Origin of the sequence: Gilliamella sp. B3172, assembly GCF_026536465.1 — a bacterium.
Taxonomy (GTDB): domain Bacteria; phylum Pseudomonadota; class Gammaproteobacteria; order Enterobacterales; family Orbaceae; genus Gilliamella.
This window is the reverse complement of sequence record NZ_JAFNOA010000003.1, coordinates 154,018-168,098: the sequence shown is the minus strand read 5'-3', so window position 1 is coordinate 168,098 and position 14,081 is coordinate 154,018. Positions and strand designations below refer to the sequence as shown.

General features: G+C 37.1%; 14 protein-coding genes. 8 read left to right on the top strand and 6 right to left on the bottom strand.

All coding sequences use genetic code 11. The features are described from left to right. Positions 1-125 precede the first annotated feature (125 nt). Both J3U37_RS05425 and J3U37_RS05420 read right to left on the bottom strand, forming a co-directional pair. Entirely contained in the window at positions 126-818 is a 693-nt protein-coding gene (locus J3U37_RS05425) for a response regulator (RefSeq protein ID WP_370634049.1), read from the bottom strand. A gap of 24 nt (positions 819-842) precedes the next feature. Next, the gene (locus J3U37_RS05420) at positions 843-2,432 is read right to left on the bottom strand and encodes an ATP-binding protein (protein WP_267373695.1); all 1,590 of its coding nucleotides are present in this window, start codon (positions 2,430-2,432) and stop codon (positions 843-845) included. Between the two features lie 186 nt (positions 2,433-2,618). Between J3U37_RS05420 and J3U37_RS05415 the strand changes: the two genes are divergently transcribed. From J3U37_RS05415 to citX, 7 genes are all read left to right on the top strand, one after another. Beyond that, the gene (locus J3U37_RS05415; RefSeq protein ID WP_220218977.1) at positions 2,619-4,007 is read left to right on the top strand and encodes a 2-hydroxycarboxylate transporter family protein; all 1,389 of its coding nucleotides are present in this window, start codon (positions 2,619-2,621) and stop codon (positions 4,005-4,007) included. Between the two features lie 93 nt (positions 4,008-4,100). Next, the gene (locus J3U37_RS05410) at positions 4,101-4,940 is read left to right on the top strand and encodes a fumarylacetoacetate hydrolase family protein (protein WP_220218976.1); all 840 of its coding nucleotides are present in this window, start codon (positions 4,101-4,103) and stop codon (positions 4,938-4,940) included. A gap of 10 nt (positions 4,941-4,950) precedes the next feature. Further along, positions 4,951-5,985: a [citrate (pro-3S)-lyase] ligase gene (gene citC / locus J3U37_RS05405; RefSeq protein ID WP_267373693.1), complete on the top strand. Its 1,035-nt coding sequence runs from the start codon at positions 4,951-4,953 to the stop codon at positions 5,983-5,985. A gap of 21 nt (positions 5,986-6,006) precedes the next feature. After that, a complete protein-coding gene (gene citD / locus J3U37_RS05400) occupies positions 6,007-6,297 on the top strand; it encodes a citrate lyase acyl carrier protein (protein WP_220218974.1) in 291 nt (96 codons plus the stop codon). After that, positions 6,294-7,181, top strand: coding sequence for a citrate (pro-3S)-lyase subunit beta (gene citE / locus J3U37_RS05395; protein WP_220218973.1), 888 nt, complete (start codon positions 6,294-6,296; stop codon positions 7,179-7,181). Before citD ends, citE begins: the two co-directional genes overlap by 4 nt. Positions 7,182-7,193: 12 nt before the next feature. Then, entirely contained in the window at positions 7,194-8,723 is a 1,530-nt protein-coding gene (citF, locus tag J3U37_RS05390) for a citrate lyase subunit alpha (protein WP_220218972.1), read from the top strand. Between the two features lie 56 nt (positions 8,724-8,779). Further along, positions 8,780-9,322, top strand: a complete 543-nt coding sequence (gene citX / locus J3U37_RS05385; protein ID WP_267373691.1) for a citrate lyase holo-[acyl-carrier protein] synthase — start codon at positions 8,780-8,782, stop codon at positions 9,320-9,322. A gap of 80 nt (positions 9,323-9,402) precedes the next feature. Here citX and metB read toward each other — a convergent pair whose 3' ends face one another. Next, positions 9,403-10,569 (bottom strand): cystathionine gamma-synthase, encoded by a 1,167-nt coding sequence (gene metB / locus J3U37_RS05380; RefSeq protein WP_267373688.1) that lies wholly within the window; start codon positions 10,567-10,569, stop codon positions 9,403-9,405. Between the two features lie 177 nt (positions 10,570-10,746). Here metB and metJ point away from each other — a divergent pair, with 177 nt between their 5' ends. After that, the gene (gene metJ, locus J3U37_RS05375; protein WP_220218969.1) at positions 10,747-11,064 is read left to right on the top strand and encodes a met regulon transcriptional regulator MetJ; all 318 of its coding nucleotides are present in this window, start codon (positions 10,747-10,749) and stop codon (positions 11,062-11,064) included. Between the two features lie 103 nt (positions 11,065-11,167). Here metJ and rpmE read toward each other — a convergent pair whose 3' ends face one another. The 3 genes from rpmE to J3U37_RS05360 form a co-directional block, all read right to left on the bottom strand. After that, a complete protein-coding gene (gene rpmE / locus J3U37_RS05370; protein WP_065557564.1) occupies positions 11,168-11,383 on the bottom strand; it encodes a 50S ribosomal protein L31 in 216 nt (71 codons plus the stop codon). 139 nt (positions 11,384-11,522) lie between these two features. Next, positions 11,523-12,575, bottom strand: coding sequence for an outer membrane-stress sensor serine endopeptidase DegS (gene degS, locus J3U37_RS05365; RefSeq protein WP_220218968.1), 1,053 nt, complete (start codon positions 12,573-12,575; stop codon positions 11,523-11,525). Positions 12,576-12,690: 115 nt separating this feature from the next. Next, complete coding sequence (locus J3U37_RS05360) at positions 12,691-14,064, bottom strand: Do family serine endopeptidase (RefSeq protein WP_324170095.1); 1,374 nt, start codon at positions 14,062-14,064, stop codon at positions 12,691-12,693. Positions 14,065-14,081: the final 17 nt, after the last annotated feature.

Sequence of the window (14,081 nt, the reverse complement as noted above, 5' to 3'; positions counted from 1 at the left end):
TCGGATAAGTTCAATCTAGCATCAAATATTTAGTGGATAAAATAACAAATAAGCATATTTATATAATTATCAATTATATCTATAGTAGGATTTACAACTATAAAAACAGCGTTAAATCGAAATGATTATTTCCCCAGACGTTTATACAACCTTTCCGGGCGACCAATTTTTCCATGGTTAAGTTCTACAGTTAACAACTTAGTTTGTACACAATATTCTAAATATCGTCTGGCCGTTGTTTTACTTATTTGAGCATTTGCAACAATATCATCAACCGTTAATGCTTTATCAGTTTTTAAAAACAGATCTTTTACTTTTTGTAAGGTAATCTCTTCAATACCTTTTGAATGACGATTAACATCGACAAAATCTTTAGTTTGCAAATTAAATAACTCGTCAATTCGTCTTTGATTAACATGTTTTTGTAGACTTTGGCGATATAAAAAAAGTTCAAAACGCTCTAATGAATGTTTTAACCGTTGGTATGATACCGGTTTAATTAAATAATCAAATGCGCCAAAGCGAATCGCTTTACTACACGTATCCATATCACTTGCCGCTGTAATAAAAATGACATAACTATCAAGATTGTTATTGATAATATATTCAAACAGATCAATACCTTTACCGTCCGGCAAATAATTATCGAGCAAAATTAAGGTCGGTTTTAACTTTTCGACCATAATTTTTGCCTCTTGCAAGTTAGAAGCAATCCCAATGACTTGAACTTTTGTATCTCTCTGAATAAATTCGGCATTTAATTCTGCTAAAATAGGCTCATCTTCTACAATAAGAACTTTAATGGTATTTTCTTTTATCTCATGCATAATCTCTCCTCTTTACTACTTGGGTATAAAAACTGAAAAAATGGTGCCATAAGGTTGATTATCCTCAAAGGTGATGTAACCATTTGCTTTTTTGACATACGTTGAAACAAGGTGTAATCCGATACCATGTTCGCTCGCATCTTGTGAAGTCACACCGGGTTCGAATATCGAATCTCGCATGTTTTCATCAACGCCACAACCTTGATCGCTCACCTCTATAACAACCTCATCGGTTGCATCACTCAAATATAGATGAATTGTTTTATTTCCATTCGGGTTTTTTAGCGCTGCATTAAAGGCATTATCAAGTAAGTTACCTAATATCGACATAAATTCCGTTTCGGTTATCATAACGGGTAACGTTTTTAATTGACAGGCAGGATCGAACACCAGTTTTAAGCCAATTTCATGCGCTTTAGAATATTTACCAATTAATAAACCGCACACCGCCGGTACTTGAAAATGCTTAGTTATAAAATCTAAGTTATATTGGTTATCCGCTGAGTGTAATGCTATGAATGATTGCGCTTCTTCATAACGTTCCATATAAATCAATCCTGACAACGTCGCCATCCAGTTTAAGTGCTCATGTCGGATAGCTCTTAAATTATCAACGTATTGAGTAACTTGCGTTAATTGCATACTCAAAACATTAATATCATTAAAATTACGAAAAGTAATCACCCAACCTTGAATATTATCATCAACGATTATGCGAATTCGGTTAGCAATAACATTAATATTATTAAAGTAGCATATTTGATCATGTATATCTTTGAGTTGATTATCTTTTCCATAAATAAAATCACTGGATTTGATAAAATCACATAAATCATGATTCAGTAGCTGTTCATCACTAACATTAATACCAAGCATTATTCGAGCTGACTGATTAATATTGATAATTTTATAATTAAGGTCAATGGCTATAATACCTTCAAAGATTGATTCCATAATCGATTTTTGGCTTTTGACCAGTAATGCAATCTCTTTTGGCTCTAAATTAAACATCTGTTTTTTGATCGCCCGGGCAAAACAGAGCGAAAAAATAAATAACGCAATAAACAACAATGAGCAAAAAATAATAAACGGAATAAATTGCTTTTTATGTAAAGCATAGATATCATCAATCATATAGCCCACTGAAACAATACCGATAACTTTGCCTTTATTAATAATCGGGGCTTTGCCTCGCAATGCGAGACCTAAAGAACCACGGCTGATTGTGGTACTACTATTACCATTTAATACTTCTTCATTATCATTACCAACCATGGGTGAATAGATGTCGTTATTGGCAGTATGAAACAGACGATAAGCCTTAGCATCGCCAATAACAATATAACTTGCATCACTTTGTTGGAAAATATCAGATACTAATTCAGATATTTTGTTGGTATCTTTTTGTTCAACATATTGGATCAAACTCGGAATGACAGCTAACTCTCGAGCTTGAATTTGCGCTTTATCTCCTAAACTTCGATATAAAGACGCTTCAGTTACATTCCAGATATAACTTTGTAAAAGCGCCAACACAATTAACGAAAATAGTAAAAGAGATAAAAACAATTTGTTGGTAAAAGAAAATTGTATTTTATTTCGCATTTTTATACTTAACATTTCTTAACATAACGTTTAGGAGTGTAACACAGCATTAAAAAACATAGAGCCTTTAAAACCATAAAAACCACACTTAATTTATGATTTATATCACAAAATTGAAAATAAATATTTGTCACTATATGCGCCATTCAAACAAAGCTAAAAAATCATTTTGGAGATAAAAAAAATATGGTGGATTTCAATTCAGTTGGAAAGACGCAGAATAATACAGCCGAAACTAAGAAAATTACCGAAGAACAGCCGAAAGGCTTTTGGCCTTATGGCTGGTGGAAACTTATGGATGACTACAAAATTGGTGTTATCCCGCTTCCGTTGTTTATTATAGCAGGTATTCTAATATTTACAGAAGTATTAGTTACCGGTAAGTTACCAAGCGAAATTGTCGTTATGGTGGTAACTTGTGCTTTCTTCGGTTTCTTATGTGGCGAAATTGGTAAACGTTTACCAATCGTTGGTAAAATGGGCGCAGCCGCAATTTGTGCAACGTTCATTCCATCGGCATTAGTTTACTATGGTATTTTGCCACAACCTGTTGTTGCCGCTACAACAAAGTTCTATAAAGATACCCATATTCTATACCTATACATTTGTTGTATCATCGTTGGTAGTATTATGAATATGGACAAAAAGACCTTAATTCAAGGTTTCTTGAAAATTTTCGTACCAATGGTATGCGGTGAAATTGTCGGTATGTTAGTTGGTGTTGGCGTTGGCTATTTACTTGGTTTAACACCTTTTGAAACATTCTTCTTCCTTGTATTACCTATTATGGCCGGTGGTGTTGGTGAAGGGGCGATTCCGCTTTCAATTGGTTATGCCGCTATTTTACATATGGATCAAGGCGATGCGCTAGGTCGTGTATTACCTATTGTTATGTTAGGTGGTTTAACCGGTATTATTTGTGGTGGTATCCTTAACCGCATTGGTAAAGCTTACCCGCACTTAACTGGTAATGGTCGCTTATTACCGGCATCTGAAGAAGATGCGTTAGAAACCAAAAAAGCAGCTAAAGCAGATGGCGTTATTGATGTAACAACTTTCGCTTCAGGTGTTTTACTAGCAGCGCTTCTTTACATGATTGGTATGATTGGACACAAATTAACCGGAATTCCTGCACCAGTAGGGATGCTATTTGCCGCAGTTTTTGTTAAACTAGTGTCAGGTGTTTCACCAAAAGTATTAAGTGGTTCGCAAGTAGTTTATAAGTTCTTCCAAACATCTGTAACCTATCCTATTTTATTTGCTGTAGGTGTTGCTATCACACCTTGGGAAAAAATCGTTGCAGCATTCACTATTACAAACTTGGTTGTCATTGTTTGTACAGTTGTTAGTCTCGTTACTACTGGCTTTTTTGTCGCTAAGAAATTAGGTATGTATCCTGTTGATGCAGCGGTTATTTCATGCTGTCAAAGTGGTCAAGGTGGAACAGGTGACGTTGCAATCTTAACCGCAGCAGAACGTATGGAATTAATGCCATTTGCTCAAATTGCTACTCGTATCGGTGGTGCAATTAACGTGTCAGTGTCATTACTTATTCTCGGCAATTTCTTAGTATAAATTTATATTTCAAACAACAACCTTAGTTCTGCTAAGGTTGTTCGCTTTTATGATGTTTTAACAATTAACTTAAATAGCTTTTAAGGAGTATTCATGAAGCTTGTCAGTTATCTGGTCTCTGGCAAATCAAGTTTTGGTATTCTCACTGAGAACGGCATTATTGATTTAAAAAATAAATTAGGTGACAAATATGTCGACTTAAAATCATTGCTTGCCGATGAAGCGGGTTTAGCAAATGCCAAAACTTACCTTAATGCCCCAAGTGACATAGATGAACAAGATATTACCTATTTACCTGTAATTCCTAATCCAAATAAAATTTTATGTGTAGGCATGAATTATGCGGAAAAGCGAGCAGAATTTAATGAAACCAGCTCAGCACCTACACTGTTTGTCCGTTTCCCTGATTCACAAACTGGACATAAAACAAATATTATCAAACCCGCTATTACTAACGAACTTGATTACGAAGGCGAATTGGCCATTGTAATTGGTAAAGCAGGATTCCGCATCAAACAAGAAGATGCACTATCTCATGTTGCTGGCTACAGCTGTTACATGGATGGTTCTGTGCGTGACTGGCAATATACTTGGTTTACCGCAGGTAAAAACTGGCCAAGCACCGGCGCATTTGGACCATGTTTAACTACAACCGATGAAATACCGGATCCGAAAGCATTATCGTTAACCACGTATTTAAATGGTCAAGAAATGCAACACGATTCAATTAGCAATTTAATTCACACCGTACCGGAATTAATTTCTTATATCAGTACTTTTACTAAATTATCACCGGGTGATGTCATTTTGACCGGTTCTCCTGGCGGGGTGGGTAAAAAACGTAATCCACCAGTATTTATGAAAGATGGTGATGTTATCGAAGTTGAGATCACCCATATTGGGCGTCTGACTAACTTTGTTGTTGCAGAATAAAGGTAAATGTATGTACGATTTAGTTGATTATAGTGTTGTTAATATCGCTGATTCAGCGCAGGATTATCAAGCTATTAAACAGTTACTTTCTCGTTCTGATCTGGATATTGATTCGCAAGTTACTTTATTTATGGTAGCGAGAATCAATAACAACATCATCGCTTGTGCCGGAATTGATCGTAATATTATTAAATGTGTTGCAATTGATTCTGATTATCGAGGTAATCAACTTAATCTTACTTTAATGGATCACACCATTAAATATGCCAACGAGCAGGGTTATTTTCATCTGTTTTTATACACCAAACCTGAAAATAAAGATTTCTTTAGAGGATGTGGTTTTTATCCCATTGTTGAGATATCAGATCTGGTTGTGTTAATGGAAAATACCCCTGTTGGTATCAAACAGTATTGTAAAAAATTACATGAACAGTCGGTTTCTGGCTCTAAAATTGGTAGTATTGTGATGAATGCCAACCCTTTTACCAAAGGGCATCAATATTTAATCGAATATGCAGCAAGCCAATGTGATTGGTTACATGTTTTTGTGGTCAATGAAGATGCATCGATCTTCTCATTCGAAACCCGTTTACAGCTTGTAAAAGACGGTTCTGCCCACATCAAAAATGTGACGGTACATGCAAGTTCATCCTATATTATTTCAAGAGCAACGTTCCCAACCTATTTTTTAAAAGATAAAACTAAAATCGATTATGCCTATATGGGCATCGATTTATTAATTTTCCGAAACTATATAGCACCCGCTTTGAATATTACTCATCGTTATGTGGGCACTGAGCCTTATAGCGAAGTGACTAAAGCTTATAATCAAGCGATGTGCCATTGGCTTGAAGATGCAACAGTTAGCAACTCTCCAACGGTAACCGTGGTTGAAGTTGAACGCAAGATTGAAGGCGAAGACATCATTTCAGCATCATTAGTTCGAAAATTACTATCGTTGAAAAATTATGATGAGGTGAAAAAGTTAGTACCCGCAACTACATGGAATTATCTTTCTACCCATTTGGATAATTTGAAAATTTAATTCGTTTCTAAAGGTAACAAAATGAAAATACAAAAAGAAGCCATGGCAGGAACTCTCGAATCGAGCGATTTGTTAGTAAAAGTCATGCCTAACACTGGAATCGAGGTTGTTATTAACAGTGATGTTAACAAACAATTTGGCGATCAAATTCGTGCTGTTGTCGATCAAACCTTAAGCGCATTAGGCGTAACAGATGGTTTAATTATTATCGATGACAAAGGTGCCCTCGATTGTGCGATCAAAGCTAGAGTGCAATGTGCAGTATTACGCGGTGCAGAAGAAGAGAACTTAGATTGGAGTAAATTACTATGAAAAAATTACGTCGAAGTATGTTGTTTCTTCCGGGCGCAAACGCTGCGATGTTATCGACATCTTTTGTTTATAAACCCGATTCAATCATGTTTGATCTTGAAGATGCCGTTTCAATTAAAGAAAAAGATTCAGCACGTTTATTAGTAGCACAAACTTTACGCCTACCAGTCTATAAAGAGCACGGTATTGAAACTGTTGTTCGTATTAATGCACTTAATACTCCATTTGGTTTAAAAGATTTAGAAGCTGTAGTTAGAGCTGGTGTTGATGTTGTTCGTTTACCAATGACCAACTCAGCTGAAGATATTCACGAATTAGAAGCGCACGTTGAAAGAATTGAAAAAGAGTGCGGACGTGAAGTCGGTAGCACCAAACTTATGGCAGCAATCGAATCAGCTGTTGCGGTTGTTAACGCTGTTTCAATTGCAAAATCATCACCTCGTCTAATTGGTATTGCGCTTGCGGCATTTGACTATTTAGTTGATATGCAAACTGAACGTGGTGACGGTACTGAGCTATTTTATGCTCGCTGTGCAGTATTACATGCAGCACGGGTTGCCGGTATTGATGCCTTTGATGTTGTCTACTCTAATGTTAATGATGATGAAGGCTTCTTAAAAGAAGTAAGTTTAATCAAAAAATTGGGTTATAACGGTAAATCATTAATTAATCCTAGACAAATTGACCTGCTACATAATGCTTATGCACCAACCGCAGCGGAAGTTGAAAACGCCCATAAAGTGGTTGAAGCAGCAGAAGAAGGCGAAAGAAAAGGGCTAGGTGTTGTTTCTTTAAATGGCAAAATGATTGATGCACCGATTATTGATCGTGCAAGAAAAATCATCGAGCTAGCCAAATATTCCGGTGTACGTAAAGAAATTTGATAGGATTGAAAAATGACAACTTCTATAGACAAAAAAATTGACGATTTGCTAAAACAGCATCCCGATCTTAAAAATATCACACCATTTGTTGATGCAACTGCAACCACACCTTACTTAAAAGATGAGTCTAAATATACACGTAAATTGTGTGATTCTATCGAACAAGCAATTCATAAATGTGAATTACGTGATGGGATGACAATTTCATTCCACCATGCGTTTCGTGAAGGCGATAAAGTTATCAACAAAGTCGTTGAAACAATCAGCAAATTAGGTATCAAAAACTTAACACTTGCTTCAAGCTCACTATTAAGCTGTAACTCAGCATTGATTCCACATATTGAATCGGGCGTTATTACTAAAATCTACACCTCCGGTTTACGTGGCAAATTAGCTGATGCTATTTCACATGGTTTAATGGAAAACCCGGTACATATTCACTCCCATGGTGGCCGTGTTAAACTGATTCAAAGTGGCGAAATTAATATTGATATCGCATTTTTAGCGGTTTCAACTGCCGATGAGCAAGGTAACGCAAATGGCGTATCGGGTAAATCACAATGTGGTGCGCTAGGTTATGCTATGGTTGATGCACAATTTGCCAAAAAAGTGGTATTACTGACTGAAGATATCGTCGCTTACCCGAATAATCCGGCAAGTATTCGCCAAGATCAAGTTGACTATATTGTTAAAGTTGATGAAGTGGGCGATCCAACTAAAATCAGTGTCGGTGCTGCTCGTATCACCAGTAACCCACGTGAATTAATGATTGCCCGTTATGCCGCCGATGTGATTGAACATTCAGGTTATTTTGAAGACGGATTCTCAATCCAAACCGGTTCCGGTGCATCATCAACGGCAGCTACTCGATTTTTAGAAAATCGTATGCGTGCTAAAAATATCACCGCATCATTTGCTTTAGGTGGTATCACAGCAAGTATCGTTGATCTACATGAAAAAGGTTTAGTTAAACGTTTACTAGATACCCAAAGCTTTGACGGCGCAGCTGGACAATCTTTAGGTAAAAATAAAGACCACATCGAAGTATCAACCAACGTTTACGCCAACCCTGCATCGAAAGGGGCTAGCGTTGATGAATTAGATATTGTGATCTTAAGTGCGTTAGAAATTGACCTTAACTTTAACGTTAATGTATTAACCGGCTCTGACGGTGTTATGCGTGGTGCCTCTGGTGGTCACTGTGATACAGCAGTTGGTGCAAATTTAACAATTATCGTTGCACCATTAATTCGTAGCCGTATCCCGACAGTAATTAAAAATGTGACAACCGTTGTTACACCAGGTGAAAGCGTTGATGTTCTTGTTACCGACCATGGTATCGCTGTTAACCCAGCTCGCCCGGAAATTGCTGAGCGCTTAAAAGCAGCTAATTTACCGGTCATGACGATTGAAGAGCTTTATCAACGTGCGGTATCGTTAACCGGTGAACCAAAACCAATCGAATTTAACGATAAAATCGTTGGTATTGTTCATTATCGTGACGGCTCAATCATTGATGTTGTTCGTCAAGTTAAAGACTAATTAACAATCAGTAGCATGGCAGATAATATGCCATGCTCTTATTTTTGATAGATACTATGATAATTAAATTTGATGACGGTATTCCTGTTACACTTGAGCAAATGTTAATTGCTAAAGAGCAGCGGGTAAAACACCAACAAGCGGCATTAGAGCAGTTTAATCATCCGCTTATTTGCTTAAGTTTGGTCATCCCCGGCCCAATTAAAAAAAGTAGTGGCACAAATTTATTATTTCAAGAAGCAATAAAAGCAATTAAATTATCATTAGCCAGCAAAAGTATCGTTATCAGTAATGAGCAATATTTTCATGCTAATACCGGTAGCGAAGCAATAATTAGTACAAAATATCAAGCAGATGAACTAAAACAACTCTGTATTGATATTGAAAATCATCACCCATTAGGTCGATTATGGGATATTGATGTGATTGACCCAATTACCCAACACAGTATTTCCAGAACAGTATTTGATGAACAATCAAGACAGTGTCTGATTTGTCAAGATAGTGCTAAAAATTGCAGTCGCTCGAAAAAACATAGTCTCGATGAAATTTTTGCTGTTATCGAAAACAGATTAAAAGATTACCTAAAAAGCCAATAACAAAATTATCATTCTTAGATATTAAAAAAGATTGATGAAAGTACCGTAAACTCTCACCAATCCCAATGATTAATAATGACTTAAATCGTTGCTAAGGCTTGATCTAAATCCGCAATCAAATCATTAACATCTTCCAGCCCTACAGAAATACGTAATAACTGATCTGAAATCCCAGCGGTTTTACGTGCCTGCGCACTTATTCCTGAGTGGGTCATTGTTGCCGGATGACAGACCAGACTTTCAACGCCGCCTAATGATTGCGCTAAAGTGAAGATATTCAGTGCTTTTAAAAATTTTGGCATGACATCAGCATCGCCGACTAATTCAAAACTTAATAGAGAGCCGAAGCCTTTTTGCTGTTTTTTAGCGATATCGTGACCAAGATTGGTTGGTAGTGAAGGATGAAATACTTTGGCTATTTTAGGGTGATTAACTAAAAACTCAACAACCTTTTGTGCACTGTCTTGTTGTAGCCTTACCCGTGCCGATAGCGTTCTTAACCCACGTAATAAAAGATAGCTATCAAACGATGAAGTGAGGGTACCAATATTATTTGCCCACCAAAGTACATCGGTTGCCAGTTGTTGATCTTTAAAAACTAAAATACCGGCTAATAAATCAGAGTGGCCATTTAAAAATTTAGTACAAGAGTGAGTCACAATGTCAGCGCCTAATGCTATTGGATTTTGTAATACAGGCGTCATAAACGTATTATCGACTAAAACAATTGCTCCCACTTCATGAGCTTGTCGAGTGATTTCTTGAATATCGACAACTCGCAATAAAGGATTACTTGGCGATTCAATCAAGACCAGTTTTGGCCGTAAGCTTAGTGCCTCTTTTAATGCAACCGGATCAGATTGATCAACAAATTTTGCTCTAAAATGACCTCGTTCACTCAGACTATTGAATAAACGATAACTTCCACCGTAACAATCATGTGGAGCAACGACCAGATCATTAGGTGTTAATAAAGCCACACTAACGAGATGAATTGCTGACATGCCGCAGTTTGTTAAAATTGCATCTGCGCCACCTTCTAATTGAGCAACGGTTTGTTCGACTAGTCGCCGGCTAGGATTGGATTTGCGGGCATAATCAAATTCTCTTGGTTGTGCAAACTCCTGATAGCGATAACATGTTGAAGGGGTAATGACAGGAACGACACTACCGTATTGATCATCTGTATTTAGCCCACCACGAACAGCAATCGTGCTTTGGCTTAATTTTTTAGATTGACTAGCCATAATAACATCCCTATGTAAAACTTGATTTGTCGAATAATATCAGTTGTATAAGAATAGCACAATTAACAAAGACGTCAACATGTCTAGACGTCTAAATATCTTGGTGTATAGATTGCGGCAACCTAAAAAAAAAGTTAAAATTACCCACATTATTTGTGATGTGATTTGGTGAGAGATATGATGGAATGGAACGGCGAGTATATAAGCCCTTATGCTGAACATGGCAAAAAAAGCGAGCAAGTGAAGAAAATCACAGTATCAATTCCGTTAAAAGTATTAAAAATTTTAACTGACGAACGAACAAGACGGCAAGTTAATAATTTACGTCATGCAACAAATAGTGAATTATTATGTGAAGCATTTTTACATGCTTATACCGGACAGCCTTTACCTTGTGATGAAGACTTACAAAAAGATCGTGAAGACGGTATACCAAAGCAAGCTCAAACGATGATGCGAAATTTAGGTATTGATCCTGATCTCATCGATGAGTAGTAATGGCTAAATAATTTTACACTTTTCCATAAAAGCAAAAAGGCGCATAAATAGCGCCTTTTTTATTGCAGTTTTTATTACTGCCAATTGCAATATGGAAAAATTATTTCTTTCCACCAACCATTGCAAAACGTTGTTTGAATTTATCAACACGTCCACCAGTTGCAACATCACGTTGTTTACCAGTATAGAACGGGTGGCACTCACCACATACGTCAAGATGAATATCATGACCAATAGTTGAATGAGTTTTGATTACATTACCACATGAACAAGTCGCTGTGATTGCAGTATATTCTGGATGGATACCTTCTTTCATAATAAGCCTCTAAAGTTTATTCGTATCGCTATATAAATGGCTGTAAGCAAAATCTATACACCATACGAGTGTTAAAAAACATGATAAGGTTGCGAATTATACGTCCTCTATAGGAGATAATCAAGTAATAAAAGCGTGATTAAACTGGCAATTGACCAATAGTGACTTGCAGTTCAATCTTTTCTCCATTTCGCAATACCATTATGGGGACGATTGTGCCCGGTTTCAACTCTGCAATCTGATCCATCGTGCCAACAATTGATTTTACCGGTTTATTATCCACCATGATTAAAATATCATTCGGTTCAACACCTGCCTGCAATGAAGGCCCCTCGGCATTAGTCACTAAGATGCCTAACACAATCGGTTGATCGCTTGGATTTTGAGTTGGCGCAAATTCTAAGCCGTCGATTCCGATGTAGCCACGAATCACTTTGCCATCTTGAATCAATTTATTCATTATTTTGACCGCTAATGCGGTTGGAATTGCAAAACCAATACCTTCCGGCACATCTGTTCCGACATTTTTGGCAAAAGTGAGTGTGTTAATGCCAACTAATTCACCTTTTGAGTTTACCAGTGCTCCTCCTGAATTACCGTGATTAATGGAAGCATCTGTCTGGATAAAGTTTTGCCGCCTATATGGGCTTAAGCCGTCTCGTCCGGTTGCACTTATAATACCTTGTGTTATTGTTTGCCCGATATTATAGGGATTGCCGATAGCCAATACGACATCGCCAATTTTTGGATCTCTATTAGGGTTAATCGGAATGGTTGGTATATTCGTTGCGTCAATCTTTAACACTGCAATATCAACTAACTTATCTGAGCCAACTGACAAGGCTTCAAATATTCTGCCGTCTTGCAGGGCAACAATAATTTGTTCTGCGCCGTCAACAACATGATAATTAGTCACAATGTAACCAAGATCACTCATAATCACACCGGAACCTAAAGGGGTGATTGGGCTGTCTTCAGATTGATGAGGAACCTTGTTAATTGAGCGACTATAAATATTCACCACCGCCGGCGCCGCAATTTTAACTGCATCAGAATAGCTCATTAGATCATCATAAAAAATATTACGCGGAAAGCTTGAATGTGTCCCATTTCTTAAAGAAGGAAAGATAATAAGTAAGACTATCGCTAATACTGAACCAATCAATGTTGGCCATAAAATCTTTTTGAGCATAATTATCACTATGAAAATGATGAAGGTTGATATGATTCTATCATATCTAACAGCGGGATAACATTGATGTTTTCGTCGATGCATAGCATCGACGAAATTAAGCTAACAGGTTAAGTTAGCGTAAGATGAGATAAAGTTGGCTGTCGCCTCGTACTATGTTTAACGCAATTGCAGAAGGTTTACTGTCAATAATTTTACGTAAGTCAGCAATATTATTCACACGCTCTTTATTCACGCCAAAAATGAGATCACCTTCTTTTAAACTTAAGCGCGATGCCGGAGAATTTTTCGCGATACTTTCGATGATAACGCCTTTACGACCCTTAACTTCACCATTAGTGAAAACCGCTCCGTCAAGCGCTGGGTGAAGTGATTTGGCTTCAGTTGTAGACTCATCGCTTTGTTTCAATTTCACATCAACCGACATTTCTTTACCGTCACGAATCAGTCCTAATTTTACCGTACGTCCGGCGCCGGTAGTGGCAATTTTGGCACGTAACTCAGCAAAACTATCAACCGGTTTACCGTCCATTGAAATGATAACGTCACCTGATTTGATACCAGCCTCTTTTGCCGCTGAATCATCAATGACTTCACTAACAAAGGCACCTTTTTGAACTTCAAGATCAAATGCTTTAGCAATATCAGAGGTCAATTCATTACCTTTTATGCCTAATACACCACGTTTAACTTCACCATATTCAATTAATTGAGAAGATAAACTTCTAACCATATTACTAGGAATCGCAAAGCCAATACCTACGTTACCACCGCCCGGTGCAATGATTGCAGTATTGATCCCAACTAATTCACCATTTAAGTTGACTAATGCCCCACCAGAATTACCCCGATTGATTGATGCGTCAGTTTGAATAAAGTTTTCAAAACCATTCATATTCAATCCACTACGTGCTAACGCAGAAATAATCCCCGAAGTAACTGTTTGACCAATACCAAAAGGATTACCGATAGCAACAGCATAATCACCCACTCTTAATTTGTCTGAGTCAGCTAATTTTATGGCAACTAATTTTTTGGCATCATCTATTTTCAATAAAGCGATATCACTTTGCGGATCTTTACCAATGAGTTTTGCTTTATATTCACGGCCGTCATTTAATATTACGGTGATTTCATCAGCATTATCAATAACATGGTTATTTGTTACCACATACCCTTTCTCAGCATCAATAATGACGCCCGAGCCTTGACCTGTGAATGATCTTGATTGACTATCAGGATAGCCAAAAAATCGTCTGAACTCTTCCGGCATATTAGTTTGCATTTCAGCTGTACCTTCAACCTTAATACTGACAACTGAAGGTAACACCGTTTCTAACATCGGTGCTAATGTCGGTAATTGGCTATTATCACTATTTGATAATGGAGGTAAATTAGCATAAGCACTTGGTAATGCTGCTAATCCTATCCCTAAGCTTAATGCAATTATACTTAATAATTTTTTTGGTTTTAGTAAAGAATCATTCATTGTAAAGCTCTCTCATC

Coding starts and splice junctions, on each gene's coding strand:
- J3U37_RS05415 (WP_220218977.1), top strand. CDS start 2,619: ATGGTGGATTTCAATTCAGTTGGAAAGACGCAGAATAATACAGCCGAA.
- citF (WP_220218972.1), top strand. CDS start 7,194: ATGACAACTTCTATAGACAAAAAAATTGACGATTTGCTAAAACAGCAT.
- metJ (WP_220218969.1), top strand. CDS start 10,747: ATGATGGAATGGAACGGCGAGTATATAAGCCCTTATGCTGAACATGGC.
- degS (WP_220218968.1), bottom strand. CDS start 12,575: ATGCTCAAAAAGATTTTATGGCCAACATTGATTGGTTCAGTATTAGCG.
- J3U37_RS05410 (WP_220218976.1), top strand. CDS start 4,101: ATGAAGCTTGTCAGTTATCTGGTCTCTGGCAAATCAAGTTTTGGTATT.
- J3U37_RS05360 (WP_324170095.1), bottom strand. CDS start 14,064: ATGAATGATTCTTTACTAAAACCAAAAAAATTATTAAGTATAATTGCA.
- citD (WP_220218974.1), top strand. CDS start 6,007: ATGAAAATACAAAAAGAAGCCATGGCAGGAACTCTCGAATCGAGCGAT.
- J3U37_RS05420 (WP_267373695.1), bottom strand. CDS start 2,432: ATGCGAAATAAAATACAATTTTCTTTTACCAACAAATTGTTTTTATCT.
- rpmE (WP_065557564.1), bottom strand. CDS start 11,383: ATGAAAGAAGGTATCCATCCAGAATATACTGCAATCACAGCGACTTGT.
- citE (WP_220218973.1), top strand. CDS start 6,294: ATGAAAAAATTACGTCGAAGTATGTTGTTTCTTCCGGGCGCAAACGCT.
- citC (WP_267373693.1), top strand. CDS start 4,951: ATGTACGATTTAGTTGATTATAGTGTTGTTAATATCGCTGATTCAGCG.
- citX (WP_267373691.1), top strand. CDS start 8,780: ATGATAATTAAATTTGATGACGGTATTCCTGTTACACTTGAGCAAATG.
- metB (WP_267373688.1), bottom strand. CDS start 10,569: ATGGCTAGTCAATCTAAAAAATTAAGCCAAAGCACGATTGCTGTTCGT.